21 protein-coding genes are annotated in these 17,694 nt (G+C 75.3%); 14 read left to right on the top strand and 7 right to left on the bottom strand.

Annotated features, from left to right (window positions below):
• Positions 1-56: 56 nt before the first annotated feature.
• Genes OP18_RS41830 through OP18_RS41805 form a run of 6 tightly spaced genes read left to right on the top strand, consistent with a single transcriptional unit; the run spans position 57 to position 4,943 of the window.
• Positions 57-233 carry an MbtH family protein gene (locus OP18_RS41830; protein WP_033364813.1) on the top strand — a complete coding sequence of 59 codons (177 nt, stop codon included), beginning with the start codon at positions 57-59 and terminating at the stop codon, positions 231-233.
• A gap of 18 nt (positions 234-251) precedes the next feature.
• Positions 252-587 carry a phosphopantetheine-binding protein gene (locus tag OP18_RS41825; protein ID WP_033364811.1) on the top strand — a complete coding sequence of 112 codons (336 nt, stop codon included), beginning with the start codon at positions 252-254 and terminating at the stop codon, positions 585-587.
• A complete protein-coding gene (locus tag OP18_RS41820) occupies positions 588-1,874 on the top strand; it encodes a glycosyltransferase family 4 protein (RefSeq protein WP_033364809.1) in 1,287 nt (428 codons plus the stop codon).
• Positions 1,871-2,752: a thiamine pyrophosphate-dependent dehydrogenase E1 component subunit alpha gene (locus tag OP18_RS41815; RefSeq protein ID WP_052388143.1), complete on the top strand. Its 882-nt coding sequence runs from the start codon at positions 1,871-1,873 to the stop codon at positions 2,750-2,752. Before OP18_RS41820 ends, OP18_RS41815 begins: the two co-directional genes overlap by 4 nt.
• Complete coding sequence (locus OP18_RS41810) at positions 2,749-3,744, top strand: alpha-ketoacid dehydrogenase subunit beta (protein ID WP_033364805.1); 996 nt, start codon at positions 2,749-2,751, stop codon at positions 3,742-3,744. Before OP18_RS41815 ends, OP18_RS41810 begins: the two co-directional genes overlap by 4 nt.
• The gene (locus OP18_RS41805; protein ID WP_033364803.1) at positions 3,741-4,943 is read left to right on the top strand and encodes a 2-oxo acid dehydrogenase subunit E2; all 1,203 of its coding nucleotides are present in this window, start codon (positions 3,741-3,743) and stop codon (positions 4,941-4,943) included. The genes OP18_RS41810 and OP18_RS41805 overlap by 4 nt, the downstream gene beginning before the upstream one ends.
• Here OP18_RS41805 and OP18_RS53845 read toward each other — a convergent pair.
• Positions 4,906-5,697, bottom strand: a complete 792-nt coding sequence (locus OP18_RS53845) for a DUF4261 domain-containing protein (RefSeq protein ID WP_081971569.1) — start codon at positions 5,695-5,697, stop codon at positions 4,906-4,908. The two genes, OP18_RS41805 and OP18_RS53845, sit on opposite strands and share 38 nt — an antisense overlap.
• Before the next feature lie 110 nt (positions 5,698-5,807).
• On the opposite strand from OP18_RS53845, the gene OP18_RS41795 reads away from it, so the two are divergent.
• Complete coding sequence (locus OP18_RS41795; RefSeq protein ID WP_081971568.1) at positions 5,808-6,311, top strand: GNAT family N-acetyltransferase; 504 nt, start codon at positions 5,808-5,810, stop codon at positions 6,309-6,311.
• A gap of 16 nt (positions 6,312-6,327) precedes the next feature.
• Here the strand turns inward: OP18_RS41795 and OP18_RS41790 are convergent, their stop codons facing one another.
• Complete coding sequence (locus tag OP18_RS41790; RefSeq protein WP_033364801.1) at positions 6,328-7,170, bottom strand: ATP-grasp domain-containing protein; 843 nt, start codon at positions 7,168-7,170, stop codon at positions 6,328-6,330.
• Between the two features lie 155 nt (positions 7,171-7,325).
• Here OP18_RS41790 and OP18_RS41785 point away from each other — a divergent pair, with 155 nt between their 5' ends.
• The 3 genes from OP18_RS41785 to OP18_RS41775 all read left to right on the top strand — a co-directional run bounded on the left by OP18_RS41785 (position 7,326) and on the right by OP18_RS41775 (position 9,153).
• Positions 7,326-8,210 (top strand): GNAT family N-acetyltransferase, encoded by an 885-nt coding sequence (locus OP18_RS41785; RefSeq protein ID WP_033364799.1) that lies wholly within the window; start codon positions 7,326-7,328, stop codon positions 8,208-8,210.
• A 144-nt stretch (positions 8,211-8,354) separates the two neighbouring features.
• Entirely contained in the window at positions 8,355-8,612 is a 258-nt protein-coding gene (locus tag OP18_RS41780; RefSeq protein WP_033364853.1) for a YciI family protein, read from the top strand.
• 103 nt (positions 8,613-8,715) lie between these two features.
• Positions 8,716-9,153 carry a hypothetical protein gene (locus OP18_RS41775; RefSeq protein WP_156090157.1) on the top strand — a complete coding sequence of 146 codons (438 nt, stop codon included), beginning with the start codon at positions 8,716-8,718 and terminating at the stop codon, positions 9,151-9,153.
• A 133-nt stretch (positions 9,154-9,286) separates the two neighbouring features.
• On the opposite strand, the gene OP18_RS41770 is transcribed toward OP18_RS41775, so the two are convergent.
• Positions 9,287-9,943: a hypothetical protein gene (locus OP18_RS41770; RefSeq protein ID WP_156090156.1), complete on the bottom strand. Its 657-nt coding sequence runs from the start codon at positions 9,941-9,943 to the stop codon at positions 9,287-9,289.
• A gap of 161 nt (positions 9,944-10,104) precedes the next feature.
• On the opposite strand from OP18_RS41770, the gene OP18_RS41765 reads away from it, so the two are divergent.
• Both OP18_RS41765 and OP18_RS41760 read left to right on the top strand, forming a co-directional pair.
• A complete protein-coding gene (locus tag OP18_RS41765; protein ID WP_162189901.1) occupies positions 10,105-11,073 on the top strand; it encodes a cellulose binding domain-containing protein in 969 nt (322 codons plus the stop codon).
• 186 nt (positions 11,074-11,259) lie between these two features.
• Complete coding sequence (locus tag OP18_RS41760) at positions 11,260-13,314, top strand: membrane dipeptidase (protein WP_052388140.1); 2,055 nt, start codon at positions 11,260-11,262, stop codon at positions 13,312-13,314.
• Between the two features lie 43 nt (positions 13,315-13,357).
• On the opposite strand, the gene OP18_RS41755 is transcribed toward OP18_RS41760, so the two are convergent.
• The 4 genes from OP18_RS41755 to OP18_RS41740 are packed head-to-tail and all read right to left on the bottom strand — an operon-like array spanning position 13,358 to position 16,465.
• Complete coding sequence (locus tag OP18_RS41755) at positions 13,358-14,086, bottom strand: peptidylprolyl isomerase (RefSeq protein WP_033364793.1); 729 nt, start codon at positions 14,084-14,086, stop codon at positions 13,358-13,360.
• Positions 14,087-14,131: 45 nt separating this feature from the next.
• A complete protein-coding gene (locus OP18_RS41750) occupies positions 14,132-14,800 on the bottom strand; it encodes a hypothetical protein (RefSeq protein ID WP_033364791.1) in 669 nt (222 codons plus the stop codon).
• Positions 14,797-15,267, bottom strand: coding sequence for a hypothetical protein (locus tag OP18_RS41745; protein ID WP_033364789.1), 471 nt, complete (start codon positions 15,265-15,267; stop codon positions 14,797-14,799). The genes OP18_RS41750 and OP18_RS41745 overlap by 4 nt, the downstream gene beginning before the upstream one ends.
• A gap of 16 nt (positions 15,268-15,283) precedes the next feature.
• A complete protein-coding gene (locus OP18_RS41740) occupies positions 15,284-16,465 on the bottom strand; it encodes an MFS transporter (RefSeq protein WP_033364787.1) in 1,182 nt (393 codons plus the stop codon).
• A 6-nt stretch (positions 16,466-16,471) separates the two neighbouring features.
• Here OP18_RS41740 and OP18_RS56105 point away from each other — a divergent pair, with 6 nt between their 5' ends.
• Positions 16,472-16,612, top strand: coding sequence for a hypothetical protein (locus OP18_RS56105; protein WP_211273841.1), 141 nt, complete (start codon positions 16,472-16,474; stop codon positions 16,610-16,612).
• Between the two features lie 71 nt (positions 16,613-16,683).
• The gene (locus OP18_RS53840; protein WP_052388138.1) at positions 16,684-17,499 is read left to right on the top strand and encodes an alpha/beta fold hydrolase; all 816 of its coding nucleotides are present in this window, start codon (positions 16,684-16,686) and stop codon (positions 17,497-17,499) included.
• Positions 17,500-17,694: the final 195 nt, after the last annotated feature.

Genomic DNA, 17,694 nt, shown 5'->3' with positions numbered 1-17,694 from the left:
ATCAGCAACTCAGGATGGAGCTCAGGCCGACGCCGGAGCGCAGCGGAGGTGGCGGCATGAGCGAGGAGCGGTTCCAGGTGGTCCGCAACGACGAGGACCAGTACTCGATCTGGCCGGCCGGCGAGGCACCGCCCGCCGGGTGGCACCCCGACGGCACCACCGGCCCGCGGCAGGAGTGCCTCGACCACATCGACGCCGTGTGGACCGACATGCGTCCGCGCGGCGCGCGCTGAGACGGCAGGAGACCGAGCATGACCGCGCCGACCCCCGACCCCACCGAGGCCGCCGTCCTGCGGATCTGGGCCGACCTCGGCCTGCCCGCCGAGTCCGTCGACGACGACTTCTTCGTCCTCGGCGGCCAGTCCCTCACCCTGGTCGCGTTCCTGGCCCGCGTGCAGGACACGATGGGCGTCGAGGTGCCCGTCGACGCGCTGTTCGAGACGGACCTGACCGTCGCGGCGGCCGCGCGGGCGATCACCCGGGCGCAGCTGGACGGCCTCGCCCCCGACGAGCTGGCCGCGGTCATGGCCGAGCTGGACGGCATGACCGACGCCGAGATCGCGGCCCTGCTCGCCGAGGCCGGGTAGATGGCGGCCCTGACCGTCCTGCTGGCGCAGAACATGCGGTACCTGCCCAGCCACGGCGGCGCCAACCGGTCCAACCGGATCCTGCTGGAGGAGCTGGCCGCGCGCGGGCACCGCTGCGTCGCCGTGACGCCGCTGCACGCCACCGAGCACCGGCTGAGCGTCGAGGAGCTCCTCGCCGACCTCGCCGCCCGCGGCGTCACCGGCGCCCGGCGGACCGCCGACGCCGTCGTGTACACGTACCGCGGGGTGACCGTGCACGCCGTCACGACCCCGGCCCGGCTGGCCGCCGAGGTGCTCGCCGTCGCCGCCGCCGCACGCCCCGACCGGACCCTGGTCCCGTCCGACGACCCGGGGCTGCTCATGCTCGGCACCGCCCTGCGCGCCACCCCGGGCCGCGTCGTGTACCTGGTGCACACGCTGCAGCAGCTGCCGTTCGGCCCGCGGGCGTTCTACCCGAACGCGTCGGGGCTGCGGCTGCTGCGCCGCGCCGCCGGGGTCGTCGCCGTCAGCCGCGCCGCCCGCGACTACGTCGGCGCGCACGGCGGCCTCGACGCGACCCTGATCCACCCGCCGGTGTACGGCGACGGCCCGTTCCCGTCCAGCGCCGGTACCGCCGTCACGATGGTGAACCCGTGCGGGTACAAGGGACTGCCGATCCTGCTCGGGCTCGCCGACGCGTACCCGGACGCGCCGTTCCTCGCGGTGCCCACGTGGGGCACCACCGCCGCCGACCGGGCCGCCCTGGCCCGCCGGCCGAACATCACGCTCGTGCCGCCCGCCGACGACCTCGCCGCCGTGTACGCCCGCAGCCGGGTGCTGCTCATGCCGTCGCTGTGGGACGAGACGTTCGGCTACACCGCCGTCGAGGCGATGCTGCACGGGGTGCCGGTCCTCGCCGCCGACGTCGGCGGGCTCGGCGAGGCGAAGCTCGGCGTGCCGTACCTGCTGCCGGTCACCCCGATCAGCCGGTACCTGCCGCAGCGGCCGGGCGAGCCGTACCCCGAGCCGGAGCTGCCGGCGCAGGACCTCACGCCGTGGCTGGCCGCGCTGCACCGGCTGCGCACCGACGACCGGCACCACGCGGAGGTCGCGGCCGCCGGTCGGACCGCGGCGGGCGTGTTCGCCGCCGGCCTGGACCCGGGCGCGTTCGAGCGGTACCTCACGGACCTGCCGGTCGGCGCGGCCACCGAACCCACTGGACCCGCCGGACCGACCGGACCCGCCGCGCCCGCCGACCCGGACCGGCGGCGCGCGCTGGCCCAGCTGCTCGCCCGGCGGTCCCGGTGAACGACGACGACCTGCGGCTGCTGCTGCTCATCCGGCACTTCGAGACCGCGCTGCTGGACCTGTTCGGCCAGGGGCTGCTGTCCGGCACCACGCACACGTGCCTCGGCCAGGAGCCCGTCCCGGTCGCGCTGCGCCCGCTGCTGGACCCCGGCGACTTCGTGTTCAGCAACCACCGGGGCCACGGCCACTACCTGGCCCGCTTCGACGACCCCACCGGCCTGCTCGCCGAGATCATGGGCCGCGAGGGCGCCGTCTGCGGCGGGGTCGGCGGCAGCCAGCACCTCAAACGCGACCGGTACCTGTCCACCGGCGTGCAGGGCGAGAGCCTGCCCGTCGCCGCCGGCGCCGCCCTGCACCTGGCCCACCACGAGCCCGGCCGGCTCGCCTGCGTCCACATCGGCGACGGCACCTGGGGCGAGGGGGCGGTGTACGAGGCGCTGAACATGGCGGCGCTGTGGCGGCTGCCGCTGCTCGTCGCCGTCGAGCACAACGGCATCGCGCAGAGCACGCCGACCGCGGCGCAGCTCGCCGGCACCATCGCCGCCCGCGCCGACGCGTTCGGCGCCGCGTACCTGTACGTGCCCGCCGACGACGTGCCGCAGATGCGGGACCTGCTGGACAAGCCCTTGACCCGGGTCCGCGACGGCGGCGGCCCGCTCGTGGTGGAGTTCGCGACCCGGCGCCTCGGCCCGCACAGCAAGGGCGACGACCCGCGCGACCCCGCCGAGGTCGCCCGGCTGCGCGCCGCCGACTGGCACACCCGGTACGCCGCGACGCTCGGCCCGCGCTTCGCCGCCGCCGACGCCGCCGCGCGCGACCGGGTCGCCGCCGTGGTGCGGGACGTGACCGGGCGGCCACCCGTACAGGAGCGGCGATGACGACACCACGGCGGGTCGGCGACGCCCTCAACGCCGCCCTCGGCACCCTGCTGGCCGAAGATCCACGGCTGTACCTGCTCGGCGAGGACATCGCCGACCCCTACGGCGGCGCCTTCGGCATCACCCGCGGCCTGTCGACCCGCTTCCCGCGGCAGGTCCTCACCACCCCGATCAGCGAGGCCGGCATCGTCGGCGTCGCCAACGGCCTCGCCCTCGCCGGTGACAAGGCGATCGTGGAGATGATGTTCGCCGACTTCGTCGCGCTCGCCTTCGACCAGATCGTCAACTTCGCCGCCAAGTCCACCACCATGTACGGCCACCCGGTGCCGATGCCCGTCGTGGTGCGCTGCCCGACCGGCGGCAACCGCGGCTACGGCCCGACCCACAGCCAGAGCCCGCAGCAGCACTTCATCGGCGTGCCCGGCCTCGACGTGTACGAGCTGAGCCCGTTCCACGAGCCGGCGCCGCTGCTGCGGGCGATGCTCGGCGGCGGCCGGCCCGCGCTGCTGTTCGAGGACAAGACGCTCTACACCGCGCCGCCGCGGCCCGACCCGCTCCTCGCCGTCAGCCACACCGGCGGCGTCGCCGAGGTCCGCGTCGACGACGGCTCCCCCGCCGCCGACTACCTGCTCGTCGCGCCCGGCGGGCTCGCGGTCCGCGCGATGTCCGCGATGCGCACGCTGCTGCTGCGGTACGAGCTCAGCGGCCGCCTCCTGGTGCCCGCCCGCCTGCACCCCCTCGACGTGGACCCGCTGCTGCCGGCCGCGGCGGCGGCGCGCCGGGTCCTCGTCGTGGAGGACGGCCCGTCGGGCGCGGCGTGGGGCACCGGCGTGGCGTACCGGCTGCAGCGGGCGCTGTGGGGCGCCCCGGCCGGGCCGGTGCGGCTGCTGCAGGCCGCCGACCGGGTCATCCCCACGGCGGCGCACCTGGAACGCGACGTGCTCGTGCAGGCCGGCACCATCGTGCGGGCCGTGCTGGAGGGGGACCGATGACCGACATCGTGGTGCCGAAGCTCAACGCCAACGACACCACCTACACGCTGGTGGAGTGGATCGTGCCGGCGGGCGCGACGGTCGGCGCCGGCGACCCGGTCGCGACCGTGGAGACGTCCAAGGCGGCGGAGGAGCTGCCGAGCCCGGGCGACGGGGTGCTGCACCACGTCGTGGCGGTCGGCGCGGAGTGCGCGCCGGGGGCGGTGCTCGGGCGGCTGTCGCCGTCCGCGGCCGGCCGGGACCGGTTCCCGGCGCCGGAGCCGGACGGTGCGGCGGACCGGGACCGGTTCCCGGCGCCGGAGCCGGACCGCCCGGTGATCACGGAGCCGGCGCTGCGGGTGATGGAGGAGCACGGCATCGCGCCGTCGGCGGTGCGGGCGCTCGGGCGGAAGGTCGTGCGGGCGGCGGACCTCGCCCCGCTGCTGCCGCCCGGCGCCGCTGTGCCTGGCGGGACGGATGTCTTGCCGGGCGCGGTGGTTCCGTTGCCGGGCACGGACGGTTCGGCGGACGATCCTGGCTCCGGGCGGCGGCTGGAGCTGCCCGCGGCGCAGCGGGCCGTCGGTGCCGTCGTCGCCGAGTCGCACCGCACGGTGCCGGCCGCCTTCGTCGCGGTGAAGGTGCCGCTGGACGCCGCGGTCGCGCACGCGCAGGCGCTGACCCGGCGGTACCGCCGCCTCGTCGGCGTCCCGGAGCTGCTCATCGCGGCCGTCGGCACCCTCCTGGCCACCCACCCGCTGTGCTTCGCCCGCCTCGTCGCCCCCGGTGTCGTGCACATCCCCGGCAGCGCCGACGTCGGCGTCACCATCGACGTCGGCAAGGGCCTGCACGTGCCGGTCCTGCGCGCGGTGGACACCTCCCCGGTCCGCGACGTCGCCGCCCAGCTGATGGCCCACCGGATGACCGCGCTGCGCGGCACGTTCCGCGCCGCCGACCTCACCGGCGCCACCATCATGCTCGCCCTGCACACCGACGACGACGTCACCCACGCCGTCCCGGTCCTGCTGCCCGGCACCTCGTGCGCGCTGTCCCTCGCCGGCCGCCAGACCGAGCTGTTCCTCGACGCGGGCGGCGCCGTCGCCCAGCGCACCGTCGTGCAGCTCGGCCTCGCCTACGACCACCGCATCCTCAACGGCCGCGACGCCGTCGCCTTCCTCCGCGACCTCAGCGCCCTGCTCCAGCACCCCACTGACCCGGACTGATCGACAGGACGGGGCGGTCGGGGCCGACCGACGACGACCTGGCCGCGACCCGCCACCGCTGGTCGGGGGCCAGGCCCTCGACGGTGTCGCCGCCGCGGATCGTGTGGCCGGCGACGAGGTACTCGGCGATCGACGTCAGGTAGCCGGCCATCCGGGTCTCGGGCAGGCCGCTGAACACGCACTCGACGTCGGGCAGGCCCAGCGGGGCGAGGCCGAGGGTGTCCATGGCCAGCAGGCCGGGGCTGCCGGCGACGTTGAACAGGCGCACGTTGACCAGCCCGCCGAGGGGACGGCCGGCCAGCACGGCCGGGTGCGTGGCGAGGCCGCTCGCCGGCCACCAGACCCCGACCGGCGCCGTCGCGGCGACCAGCCCCTGCACCACCGCCGTCACCGCGTGGACGCGGTTGGCTGGGGCGAACGACGTACCGAAGATCTCGGTGACGGCGACGGTCTGCCGTACCGACGACAACGACTGCGCCGCGTCGGGCCACTCCCAGCTCTGGCTGAGGTCCCGGCCGGCGCCGCCGCCGCGCTCGGGGGCGGGCTGCCCGACCGACACCAGCAGCCGGATGCCCGCGTCGTCGCCGAGCTGGGTGGTGAGCTCGGGGAACGCGACCATGAAGCCGCCGCCGCGGCCGGTGCCGTCGACCAGCTCGGCGGACGGCCAGAACCGCCGGATTCCTGACAGGACGTCGGCGGGGCGCGGCCGCACCACGTCGGCGTAGCACAGCTGCGCCGCTAGTCCAGCGCTCATCGGGTCCTTCGGCTCGTCGGGGCCTCCGCATCATGCCACGCCCCGCGCGCCGCCGCCGAGCCGCAAACCGGTGGCGGGCCGCGAGCCGACCGGCCGATGATGGGGCCGTGATGGCCCTGCCCGACACCAGCCTCGTCGTCGCCGTGACGGCACCCGCCGAGCCGCCCGCGCGGCGGGCGCTGCGCGACTACTACCAGGACATCGGCGGGCGCTACTACGGCCGCCCGCTGACCGAGGCGGAGATCGACGACATCCTCGCCGAGGACACCGACGAGGACCTGCGGCCACCGACCGGCTGGTTCTGGGTCGCGACCCTCGGCGGGCGGGTCGCGGGCTGCATCGGCCTGCGGTACGTCACCGAGGACGGCACCCGCGTCGGCGAGCTGACCCGGGTGTACGTGTCGGCCGCCGTGCGCCGCCAGGGTCTCGGCTCGCGGCTCATCACCACGGTCGAGCGGCAGGCCACCGCCGACGGCGTCACCGCGCTGCGGCTCGACGTGCGCACCGACCTGGTCGAGGCCCGCGCCCTGTACACCCGCCACGGCTTCCACGAGGCCCCGGCGTTCAACGACAGCCCGTACGCCGGGCACTGGCTCAGGAAAACCCTGCGCTGACGCCGACCGGCGCCGGCTACAGCACGGCCGTGACGAAGGTGCCCGGGTCGACCGTGGACGGCCGGTCGCTGACCTGGCCGTCGCCGAGCTCGATGACCCGCCATTCGCCGTCGGTGCGCAGCGCCAGGTCGACCGTCACGAATGGCAGGTCGAGGGCGGCGACGAGCGGCGCGACGGTGGACAGGTCCAGGCCGGCGGGCGGCGCGTCGTGCGGGGTGTCGGGGTGCGGGCCGATCAGCCGGCAGGCGCCGCCGCGCCACCAGGTGCGCACCTCGGCGGTGCCGAACGGTTCGAACCGGCGCAGGACGAAGCCGCCGGTGAAGTCGTCGTCGCGCAGCTCGCGGAAGCGGGACGCGACCGTCCACGCGGCGGCGGTGTCGGCGAGGTCGGGGATGTACGCCGCCTCGTGCCAGTGGTGCTTCATCGACTTGGTGTAGTCGCGCAGGACCGCCGGGCCGGGGCCGAGGGTCGCCGCCGCACGGTCGAAGCCGTCGCGGTCGTCGCCGGTGGTCCACGCCGAGGCCGGGGTGACGGCGGCCAGCGCGGGGTACCAGCCGGGCAGCTCGTGCGCCTGCCGGTACTGGCCGGGGCCGGTGCGCAGGGTGACGCCGCGGGCGGCGAGGGCGGCGGCGAACGCCGGGTAGTGCCCGGCGGGCAGCATCCAGCCGCGGTACACGGCGGTCCCGGTGCCCTCGGGCACCCGGGCGACCGCCCGTCGCGCCCCGTCGGGGGTGGCCAGCGCGTCGTGGTCCACGACCGCCACGTCCAGGCCGGCCGCGCGGGCGGCGTCGGCCTCGGCGGCGAAGTGCTCGTCGGGGCGGCGGGGGCGCAGCGGGTCGCCCGGAACCAGCACGATCATCCGGACATGGTGCCACGGCGGTAAATCCGTGCACCCGCGGTGCGGTGTTGGCTACGGTACGACGGCATGAGCGAACCGGAGCGCAGCGGAGGGAAGCGAATCATGGGCTCAGGGCGGAGCTCAGGCCGACGCCGGAGCGCAGCGAAGGTGGCGGCATGAGCACGCTGCAGTTCACGACGGACGCCGCGGAGTTCCTCGCCGCCGCCGGTGACCACCTGGCCGCGGACCCGGTCATCAGCACGGTCGTGACCGTGAACGCGCACCGGCCGCGGACCTGGCCGTCCGGCGGGCCGCCGCGGCACTTCTGGTGGCTGGTCGTGCGCGACGCCGCCGGCGCCGTCGTCGGGGCGGGCATGCGGTCGGCGCCGGAGCCGCCGCACCCGCTGTTCCTGCTGCCGATGCCCGACGACGCGGCCGTCGCGGTGGCCCGGGCCCTGCACGAGCGCGGCGAGGAGACCCTCGCGGTCCACGGCGCGCTGCCCGCCGCGCGGCGGTGCGCCGGCGAGCTGGCCCGCCTCACCGGCGGCCGCGCCGAGGTCCGGATCCACACCCGGCTGCACGAGCTCGGCGACCTCGTCGCGCCGCCGCCGGTGCCGGGCCGGCTCGCGGCCGTGACCGGCGAGGACATCGACCTGGTCGAGCGGTGGGTCGAGGCGTTCCTCGGCGACGCCGACGAGCAGGCGGGCCGCCCCCGCGGCACCGGCGTGCACGTCATGCCGGACCGGGCGGAGCTGCTGCGCCGCATCGGCGAGGGGCAGTACTGGTTCTGGCTCGACGGCACCGGCACGCCGGTCAGCCTCACCGGCGCGACCCCGCCGGTGTACGGCGTGGCCCGCGTCGCCCCCGTGTACACGCCGCCGGAGCTGCGCGGCCACGGCTGGGCGAGCAACGCCGTGGCCGAGGTGTCCCGCCGACTGCGGGCCGCCGGCGCCCGGGTCTGCCTGTTCACCGACCAGGCGAACCCGACCTCGAACAAGATCTATGCCGCGCTCGGCTACCGCCCGGTCGTCGACATGGCCAATTACGTCATCCTGCGCTGAGCGCGCCGGGCGGGGGTGTGCGCCACGACGCCGGAATGATCGTCCGGCTCCGGACGCCTCACCCCGGTGCGCAGCGACCTGTCCCGAGGTGGCGCCGGCGACCGCCGGGCACGGGTAGGGCCGGCCTCCCCTACGATGGTCGGCGTGTACCTGCTTGAACTGGCCTTCGACGGTAGTCCCGACCGGCTCGCGCTGCGGCCGGCGCACCGGGAGCGGTTGCGGGTGCTGCACGAGGCCGGCCGGGTGGTCCTCGCCGGGCCGTACTCCGACGAGCGCGGCGCCCTGCTGGTCTTCGACGTGACCGCGGAGGAGCTCGACGCGATCGTCGAGGACGACCCGTACTACCGGGCGCCCGGTGTGAAGATCGTGCGCCAGGAGGAGTGGAACCCGATCTTCCGGTGAGCGCGCCCGCCGCCGGATCGTGCACCTGCGGTGAATCGGCGGGCCGGCGGCGTCGCCGGCCGGGTCCGGCGCGGTAGCGTCGTATCCGGAGGAGTCGATGCCGGTGTCCGAGCGTCAGTACCCGGCGGGCGGCAGTGCGCTGGTCCTGTCCGCCGTCGCCGCGGCCGTGTGCTACCCCCTCGCCACGTACGGGCCGGGGTGGTGGCGCGGCGCGCGGCTGCCGGACATGGACCCGCCGTTCGACCTCGGGTGGCTGCACGACGGCCTCGCGTGGACGGCCCAGTACGTGGGGCCGGTGCTGTGCTCGGTGTTCGCCGCGCTCGCCGTGGCGCTGCTCGTGGTGGCGGCGTTCACCGGCGGGTTCCGGACCCGGTCGGCGACGGTCGGGCGGCTGGTGGCCGCCGGGCGGGCCGGGCCGGGCGCCGCCCTCGCGCTGGTCGCGGCGCTGGCCGTCGGCTGGTTCCTGCTCACCCAGGTGGCCGCCCTGGTCGCGCCCCTGCTCGGCATGTACCACGGGGAAATCCATCCCGCGGTGCCGTAGCCGCACGAAGGTGCGGAGCTGCGCGCCGCCGCGGTACACCGGGATCTACGACGACGCGGACTCGCCCGGCAGCGGGCGTGCGCGGGCCACGGCTGCCCGTGACCCGCGCGCGCCCCGTGTCAGCCGCCCGGTGTCACCTGCTGGCCGCCGGGGTCCTGCTGTTGCCCGGCACGCCGCGGCCGGGCTTGCGGGCGGCGGCCGGTCGTGGGACGCCGGCGAGCCGCTCGGCGATGCCGTTGCTGCGCGGGCCCGCGCCCGGCTCGGCCCGGGCGCGCAGCGCGGCGGCGTCGTAGGCGCGTTCCCGGCGCTCGAGGAGGCCCGCGGCGTGGGTGAGGGCGAGGGCGAGCCGGGCACGCGGCACCGGGCGCCGGCGGCGTTCGACGGCGACGAGCTCCTGCACGGCGGTGAGCGCGGCGTCGGCGCGGCCCGCCTCCTCCAGGGCCACGGCCACGGCGAGCAGGTCCCAGTCCGGGCCGTCGTCCACGGCGCGCCGGCGGCGCTGCCGCGCCACCACCTCGCCGAGCACGTCGGGCCCGGTGCGCACCAGCTCCCGCGCCCAGGTGAGCAGGTTCGTGGCGGCCTCGGTGAGCAGCTCCTCGACGGCGTCCGCCGGGGCCGCGGCGGTGAACCCGTCGACCAGGTCACCGAGGGCACGGGCCAGCCGGGGACGGTAGACCTGCGGTCGCACTGTCGTCATGATGCGGTACGCCTGCACCAGCTCGTACCGTCGCGGCCGGTCCTGCAGCAGGACCACGCGCGCCCACGTCACCATGCCGGGATCGAGCAACATGAACCTCCGGTTCGTCGGGAGCGACCACCGTACGACGACAAAACCCCAGCTCAACAGGGCTTTTCGCCCGAGTGTCCAGCGCCGGTGGGTGCGGTATGCTCTTGGCGGACGTACCCCGTCACCGGCCGCCCAGGTTGCGCCGCCGCCGTATCGTCATCGATATGAATCGATTCCTGTCGCGGGCGGCCGTGGTCGCCGCCGTCCTCGCGACCACGCTCGGCCCGGCGCCCGCCCGCGCCGCGACCACACCCACCGCCGTGTTCCACCAGGACAGCGTGTGGCCCACCGGCTACTCAGGACGGTTCACCGTCACCAACGGCGGCGCCACCACCCTGCCCAGCTGGCGGGTCGAGTTCGACCTGCCCGCCGGCACGAGCATCAGCAACCTCTGGAACGCCACGCTCACCAGCTCCGGCAACCACCACGTCGTCGTCGGCGCCTCGTGGAACGCGAGCCTCGCCCCGGGCGCCTCCACCAGCTTCGGCTGGATCGCCGCCGGCCTGGGCACCCCGCAGGGCTGCCGGCTCAACGCCGCGCCGTGCGACGGCAGCAGCCCACCGGCCCGCGACGTGCGGCCGCCGAGCACCCCGGGCGGTCTGCGCGGCACCATTCAGGGCACCACGTTCACCCTCACCTGGACCGCGTCGACCGACGACCGCGGCGTGACCGGCTACGAGATCTGGAACAACACCGGCACCGCCCCGATCGCGACCGTCACCACGACCAGCTACAGCATGGGCGTTCCGCCGCCGATGGTGATGTCGTTCGGGGTACGGGCGGTCGACGCCGCCGGCAACCGCTCGCCCTTCGCCGTGCTCGGGCTGGGCACCCCGCCGGACACCACCCCGCCCGGGCCGCCGACGGCGCTCACCCTGCGCGGCCCGACCGACGGCTACTGGACCGTCGGCTGGACCGCGGCCCGCGACGACCAGTTCGTCGCCGGCTACGAGGTCGCCCTCAACGGTGTCGTCACCGCCCTGGTCGGCAACACCACCGCGTACGTGCCGTACAGCGGCTACGGCACGTACATCGTCACCGTCCGGGCCTTCGACGGCGCCGGCAACTTCTCCACCAGGGCGCAGATCGGCATCGCGGTCGACCCGCCGCCACCGCCGCCGCCCGGCTCCTGAACCACGCCGCCGGGGGCGGGCGGGCCGTCCGCCCCCGGCGCGGCGCCCCCGCCGGTCACGGTCCGTCAAAACCGAAAGATTCTCGTTTCCTGTTGACAGTGGCCTACGTCTATCGGACGCTGATCTGACCTCACACCGGCCCGCCGGGATCGTGCGTTCCGGCACGCTTGAAGGGGCACCGCCATCATGTCCCTGTCACTGCGCCATCCGTCCCGCCGGACCACACTGGCGTCCGGCATCCTTCTCTCGCTCGTCGCGACCACGGTCGTGGCCGTCCCCACCGCCTCGGCCGCCGCGATCACCGCGAACGCCGACGCGCTGGACGGCACCTGCGCCTCCCTGCGCGTCTACAACGGCTCCAGCGCCGTCGGCTACGTCGTGCGCAGCGGCGCCGGCTACGCCTTCACCTCGTCGGCCTCCGGGGCCACGTCGTTCCGGCTGGAGGCGACCCAGCTCGGCCGCTACGAGCTGATCGGCTCCGACGGCAAACCCGCGTACCAGAGCGTCGTCGGCTTCATCATGGCCGGCGACTCCTACGGCGACCGCGCCGACTTCACCGTCACCAAGACCGGCGACCGGTACCGGTTCGTCGCCACCGCCACCGGCCAGACCATGGGCTCGTTCCTGTGGAGCCTCGGCGCGGCCGGCTCGTCGTACACCGTCGCGCTGGCCACCGCGTCCGGGTGCGCCACCGTGCCCGACATCGATCCGGCCGTCACCGGCACCGCCGCGCCCGGCGTGGACGGCAGCGGCCGGCTCGTCGGCACGATCGACGCGCACGCCCACATCACCGCCGCGGCCGCGTTCGGCGGCCAGATGCACTGCGGCGAGGCGTGGGCGCCCGGCGGGGTGCAGGTCGCCCTGGCCGGCTGCGACACCCACCGCAGCCTCAACGTCGGCGCGCTGTTCGAGGCGATCGTCGGCGGCACCGACGCGGCGAACTCACCGGAGGACGGCTGGCCCACCTTCGGCGACTGGCCGCAGCACAACTCGCTGCTGCACGAGCAGTCCTACTACCGCGGCATCGAACGGTCCTGGCGGGCCGGCCAGCGGGTGCTCAACGCGCTGCTCGTGGCGAACCGGGCCATCTGCGAGCTGTTCCCGTACCGCGACACCTCCTGCGACGAGATGGACCAGATCCGGGTCCAGTCCCGCTACCTGTACTCGATGCAGGACTACATCGACGCGCAGAACGGCGGTGCCGGCAAGGGCTGGTTCCGCATCGCCACCACACCGGCGCAGGTGCGCAGCATCGCCGCGCAGGGCAAGCTGGCCGTGACGATCGGGGTCGAGAACTCCGAGATCTTCGGCTGCCGCGAGCTCAACGACGTCCCGCAGTGCACCACCGCCCAGATCGACGCCGGCCTCGACGAGCTGCAGGCGATCGGCGTCTCCGGCCTGTACCCGGTCCACAAGTTCGACAACGCCTTCGGCGGCACCCGCTTCGACTCGGGCCTCACCGGGGCGTTCGTCAACCTGGGCAACCTGCTGTCCACCGGGCACTGGTGGACCGCCACCAGCTGCACCGGCCCGGCCGACAACGAGCAGCCGCTGGTCAGCGACGACCTGGTGCGCCTGCTGAGCTTCGGCGTCGTGAGCCTGCCGCCCGGCGCGGTGCTGCCGGTGTACCCCAGCGGCAAGATCTGCAACACCCGCGGGCTGACGCCGCTGGGCCGGTACCTCATCCAGAAGATGATGGACCGCGGCATGATCATCCACGTCGACCACATGAGCGTGAAGACCGCGCAGGCCGTGCTCGACATGGCCGCCGCCGCCCACTACCCGGGTGTGGCGTCCGTGCACAGCTGGTCGGACCCGACCATGATCGACCGGATGCTCGCGCTGGGCGGGTTCGTCGCCTCGTACGCCAACTCGGTGCCGGAGTTCCTCGGCGAGTGGCGGGCCAACCGGGCCGCCCCGCACGGCGGCGCCATCACCGGCTACGGCTACGGCACCGACGTCAACGGCCTCGGCGACCAGGCCAACCCGCGCCCGGGCGCGGCGGCGGACCCCCTGCGCTACCCGTTCGTCGCGCCGAACGGCACCACCGTGGCCAAGCAGGTCTTCGGCTCGCGCACCTTCGACGTCAACACCGACGGCGCCGCGCAGTACGGGCTGTTCGCCGACTGGACCACCGACCTCATCCAGCAGGCCGGCGGCGACAGCGCGCTGCTGCGCCAGCAGCTGATGGCCGGGGCCGAGGCGTACGTGCGGATGTGGGAACAGGCGATCGCCTGGTGACCACCGGTCAGGCGGGGCGCCGCACCGGCGCCCCGCCGCCGGGTCAGCTGTACACGACGGTCACCTGCCGCAGCACGACGCCGGTCTTCGGGGTCCCGTCGCCCGGGCCGTTGGTCTGCTCACCGACGCCGCCGGCGGCAACCTCGTCGATGACGTCCATGCCCTTGGTGACCGTGCCGAACGGGGTGTAGTCCGCGGGCAGGAGCGGGTTGTCCTTGTAGTTGATGAAGAACTGGCTGCCGTTCGTGCCGGGCTCCTGCTTGCGGGCCATCGCCACCGAGCCGCGGGGATACCCGGCGGCCGCGCCGAGGTTCTCCTCCCCGTACTGGTACGCGGGACCGCCCCGGCCGGTGCCGGACGGGTCGCCGCACTGCAGCACGAACAGGTTCTGCGTGGTCAGGCGGTGGCACGGGCCGCCGTCGAAGAACTTCTTGCCCGCCAGGTAGGCGAAGCTCGCCACCGTGCACGGGGTGGCCTTCGCGTCCATCGTGATCTCGACGGTGCCGAGGCTGGTCGTCAGGGTCATGACGGCCTTGCCGGCGCCGCGGACCGAGGCCGGCGGCGTGCCGACGTTCTTGACGTCCGCCTCCCCCGCCGGGACCGGCGCCCAGGCGCACGTGCCGCCGGCCGGCGCCGCTGACGACCCCGGCGACGCGGACCTCGGCGGGCCGAGCCGCCGCGCGGACTGCGGCTGCGACGGCACCGTGGCGCAGCCGGCCAGCAACGACATCAGCACGGTCGCGCCCAGCAGCGCATGCGATCGACGCGTCATGCGTGCACGGTACGGCACCGCCTGACCCGGCGTGGACCGCCGCTCCTACCCGGCGCCACGGCGGGGCTTCAACCGGATCCGCGCGAACTCATCGGTGGCGTCGCCGAACCGTTGCGGTCGCTCCCGGCCGGGCGGGTCGATCACCCCGGCGGCGACGAGCAGGCGCATCCAGGGCGCGACGTAGCGGTGTTTGCGCGTCCGGTACGGCCGCAGACCGCACACCGTCGCGGCCAGGTGCGGGTACCCGGGACCGAACACGTACCGGGTGAAGAACGTGGGCAGGTCGGGGGCGAACTCGTCGACCTCGATCTCGTCCAGGCCGGCGCCGTCGATGCAGTAGAACCGGTAGCTGTCGCCGTCGATGCAGTAGACGCTGCCGTCGGTGACGTCGAGGGAGACGTCGCCGACGGCGATGGTCGCGTCGCCCGACACGACGTACCCCTCGCCGACGGCCGGCGGGTCGCCCAGCGGGCACTCCTCGTCGACGACGCGGTCGCGCCACGCCTCGAGGGTGCGCACCTCCTCGGGCGGCGCGAACCGCAGGTCGCCGGTGTCGACGGTGCCGACCACGTCGAACACGTCGTACAGCCCGACCGGGAGCGCCGGGTTGCGCGGCAGCGGCACCGGGTCGCCGATGACGACGGGGATGGCGTACTCGGCGGCCAGCCGGCGAAACGTCCCGGCCCGCTCCCGGAGCAGCTCGACCGCGCTCAACCGGACGTACCGTCAGCGATCGCGCCGGACCGGAACAGCACCGTGGCCTCGTCGTCCCACTCCTGGCGGGAGTGGGCCGGTTCCAGCTCCACCCCGGCGCGTCCGGCCGGCGCGTCGAACTCCTCCCGCAGCGCGTCCAGCAACGCGCGGGCCTGCGCCGCCACGGCGGCGGAGCCGTCCGGATCGTCGATGCTCAACCCGAGCACCAGCGCCCCCTCACCGGTCACCGTCATGATCGCGTGGTAGTACCCGCGGGCCTTGAGGTAGAGCGACAACCCGGGGTCGGAGGCGTCGCGGCGAAGCTCGTCGAGCGCGGACCGGTCCGCGTCGTCGGCCGTTCCTCCACCGTACGCCCGGATGAACGCGGCAAGGCGCTCGTCACTCGGGTTCGCCCGGTCGACGTAGCGGTCGACGAAGGCGGTCACGGTGCCGGGCCGGCGCTGCGGCACCCACACATACACGTCCATACACGGCGGCACCTGATCATGGTAGGCGGGTCTCCGGCGGCCGGGGTACCAGCGCCACGACGATCGGCAGGGGGATCAGCGCGGCCATGGTGGCGGCGAGGCCGGCCTGCCCGGCGGTCCAGCCGATGAGTGCCGGACCGAGCAGGATCCCGGTGTAGGTGAACGTGGTCAGCCGCGAGATCAGCGTCGCCGCGTGGGCGCCCGGCAGCCGGCCGACCGCGCTGAAGGTCAACGGGATCAGCACCGAGGAGCCCAGGCCGGCCAGGGCGAAACCGGCCAGCGCCACGGCCGGGTGCGGCGTCAGTACGGCGGCCGCCAGCCCTCCGGCCGCGATCAGCGCGCCCACGCGGAACACCGGGTTGCCGCCCCAGCGGCCGGTGAGCCGGTCACCGACCAGGCGGCCCGCGGTCTGCCCGCCGGTGAACGCGGTGATCGCGGCCGCGGCCAGGCTGAGCGTGGCGTGCCGCTCCTCGTGCAGGAAGATGCCGCCCCAGCCGAGCACCGCCCCCTCCAGCACCATGAGCGCGGTGGCGGTCAGGCCCAGCGCCAGCAGGGCGGCGCTCCAGCCGGTCCACGGGCCGGCGCCGCCGGCCCTGGCCTCGACCCGACCGGCCTCCGGCAGCCGCGGACCGACCGCGAGACCGGCGACCAGCAGCAGGCCGCCGGCGGTGACGAGGTGGACGACGAGCGACACCCCGGCGTGCGCCAGGGCGGCGGCGGCCAGCGAGGCCACGACCGCGCTGATGCTCCAGGCCGCGTGGCAGCCGTTGAGCACCGGCCGCCCGGCCCGCCGCTCGACGGCGACCGCACTGGTGTTCATCGCCGCGTCGGTGGCCCCGTGCACCGCGCCGAGCACCGGCGCCAGGGCGGTGAACCACCACGCGCCGGGCGCGACGGCGATCCCGGCCAGCAGCAGCGGCATGACGGCGAGGGTCACCCGCAGCACCGCCCGGGCACCCACCCGCGCCGTCAGCGGCCCGATGACCTGCATGCAGGCCAGCGCGGCGACCGCGAACAGCAGGCCGGTGAGCCCGAACCGCCCGTCCGTCAGCCGGTAGGCCTCCTTGAACGACGGCGCCCGCACGATGTACGTCGACAGCGTGAGCCCGTTGAGGAAGAACACGGCGGTCACGGCCCACCGCCCGGCCGGCGTCGGCACGACCGGCTCCGCTGCGACGGCCTGCTCGTTGAGAGTCATACCCCGATGACGAACGGCACCCGCCCCAAACCGACAACCGCGCCGGGCGAACGGGTGCTGCGGCGCGTCGCCGCGGCGACGACCCCCGGCGCCCGGCTGTTCATCGACGGCGGCGACCCGCTGCGCGAGCTGCCCATCCCCCGGTGACGTACGCTGCTACGGCCGCCACGGGGGTACATCGGCACCGGGCGTTGCGGGCAGTCTCAGCGTCGGGGGTCGTGGTGATCGAGCGGTTCGTCGAGGTTCCGGGCGGCTACCTGTACAGCCGCACCCACGGTGCGGGCCCCGACGTGGTGCTGCTGCACGCCGGGGCCGCGGACCTGCGGATGTGGGACTCGACCGTCGGGTGGCTCGCGTCGCTGGCGAGGGTCACCGTGTTCGACTTCCGCGACATGGGGCTGTCGTCGCGGGCGGCCGGGCCGTACCGGGAGGTCGACGACATCGCCGCGGTGCTGGACGCGGCCGGGGTACGGCGGGCGGTGCTGGTCGGCGTGTCCGACGGGGCGCGGCGGGCGCTGGCGTTCGCGTGCGCGGCGCCGGAGCGGGTGGTCCGGGTGGTCGCGGTGGGCGGCGCGTTCGGTGAGTTCCCCGACCCGACGCCGGAGGAGGCCGCCGCCCGGCAGGAGATGCGGGGGCATTTCGCCCGGCTCGGGCGGCTCCTCGCCGAGGAGGGGCTCGGCGCGTACGCCGCGGCCGACATCGGCACCTGGGGTGCGGCGCTCGGGCCGGACGAGCGGCGCAAGATGGTGGGCTTGCAGCTGGCGAACGCCCACTGGATCGAGCTGCCGGAGTCGCTCGGCGCGGACCTGGACCCGCCGGTGAAGACCCGTTTCGCCGAGCTGAGCGTCCCGGTGGACGTGGTCGTCGGCGGGCGGGACCTCGCCGCCACGCGGCTGTGGGCGCGCCGCATCGCCGCGCAGGCGCCGCACGCGGCGCTCATCGAGGTGCCCGAGGGCGACCACTTCCCGATGCTGTCGGCGCCGGCGGAGTTCGAACGGGTCCTGCGCGAGGCGATCGACCGGGCGGCGCGGTAGCCGGGTCGCGGAAAAAGTTCGGGCGGCTTGTCGATCCGGGGCCGGTCCCGTTCGACCTGTGGGTGGGACCGGCACCGGGCCGGCCCGCCAACCACCGGAGGTCACCATGGCCAGCACCACCACCCCCACCCGCACCACCCGCACCGCCACCCGCACCGCGACCCTCATCGGCACCGGACTCGCCGCCACCACCCT

This window comes from Dactylosporangium aurantiacum, assembly GCF_000716715.1.
In the GTDB taxonomy this organism is placed as follows: Bacteria; Actinomycetota; Actinomycetes; order Mycobacteriales; family Micromonosporaceae; genus Dactylosporangium; species Dactylosporangium aurantiacum.
Note: the sequence above shows the minus strand (reverse complement) of the source record. Positions and strands in the feature narration are given on the sequence as shown.

What these genes read in the sequence shown, in the direction of transcription:
- OP18_RS41830 (WP_033364813.1), top strand. Translation starts at nt 57, where the DNA reads ATGAGCGAGGAGCGGTTCCAGGTGGTCCGCAACGACGAGGACCAGTAC.
- OP18_RS41825 (WP_033364811.1), top strand. Translation starts at nt 252, where the DNA reads ATGACCGCGCCGACCCCCGACCCCACCGAGGCCGCCGTCCTGCGGATC.
- OP18_RS41820 (WP_033364809.1), top strand. Translation starts at nt 588, where the DNA reads ATGGCGGCCCTGACCGTCCTGCTGGCGCAGAACATGCGGTACCTGCCC.
- OP18_RS41810 (WP_033364805.1), top strand. Translation starts at nt 2,749, where the DNA reads ATGACGACACCACGGCGGGTCGGCGACGCCCTCAACGCCGCCCTCGGC.
- OP18_RS41805 (WP_033364803.1), top strand. Translation starts at nt 3,741, where the DNA reads ATGACCGACATCGTGGTGCCGAAGCTCAACGCCAACGACACCACCTAC.
- OP18_RS53845 (WP_081971569.1), bottom strand. Translation starts at nt 5,697, where the DNA reads ATGAGCGCTGGACTAGCGGCGCAGCTGTGCTACGCCGACGTGGTGCGG.
- OP18_RS41795 (WP_081971568.1), top strand. Translation starts at nt 5,808, where the DNA reads ATGGCCCTGCCCGACACCAGCCTCGTCGTCGCCGTGACGGCACCCGCC.
- OP18_RS41790 (WP_033364801.1), bottom strand. Translation starts at nt 7,170, where the DNA reads ATGATCGTGCTGGTTCCGGGCGACCCGCTGCGCCCCCGCCGCCCCGAC.
- OP18_RS41785 (WP_033364799.1), top strand. Translation starts at nt 7,326, where the DNA reads ATGAGCACGCTGCAGTTCACGACGGACGCCGCGGAGTTCCTCGCCGCC.
- OP18_RS41770 (WP_156090156.1), bottom strand. Translation starts at nt 9,943, where the DNA reads ATGTTGCTCGATCCCGGCATGGTGACGTGGGCGCGCGTGGTCCTGCTG.
- OP18_RS41765 (WP_162189901.1), top strand. Translation starts at nt 10,105, where the DNA reads ATGAATCGATTCCTGTCGCGGGCGGCCGTGGTCGCCGCCGTCCTCGCG.
- OP18_RS41760 (WP_052388140.1), top strand. Translation starts at nt 11,260, where the DNA reads ATGTCCCTGTCACTGCGCCATCCGTCCCGCCGGACCACACTGGCGTCC.
- OP18_RS41755 (WP_033364793.1), bottom strand. Translation starts at nt 14,086, where the DNA reads ATGACGCGTCGATCGCATGCGCTGCTGGGCGCGACCGTGCTGATGTCG.
- OP18_RS41745 (WP_033364789.1), bottom strand. Translation starts at nt 15,267, where the DNA reads ATGGACGTGTATGTGTGGGTGCCGCAGCGCCGGCCCGGCACCGTGACC.
- OP18_RS41740 (WP_033364787.1), bottom strand. Translation starts at nt 16,465, where the DNA reads ATGACTCTCAACGAGCAGGCCGTCGCAGCGGAGCCGGTCGTGCCGACG.
- OP18_RS56105 (WP_211273841.1), top strand. Translation starts at nt 16,472, where the DNA reads ATGACGAACGGCACCCGCCCCAAACCGACAACCGCGCCGGGCGAACGG.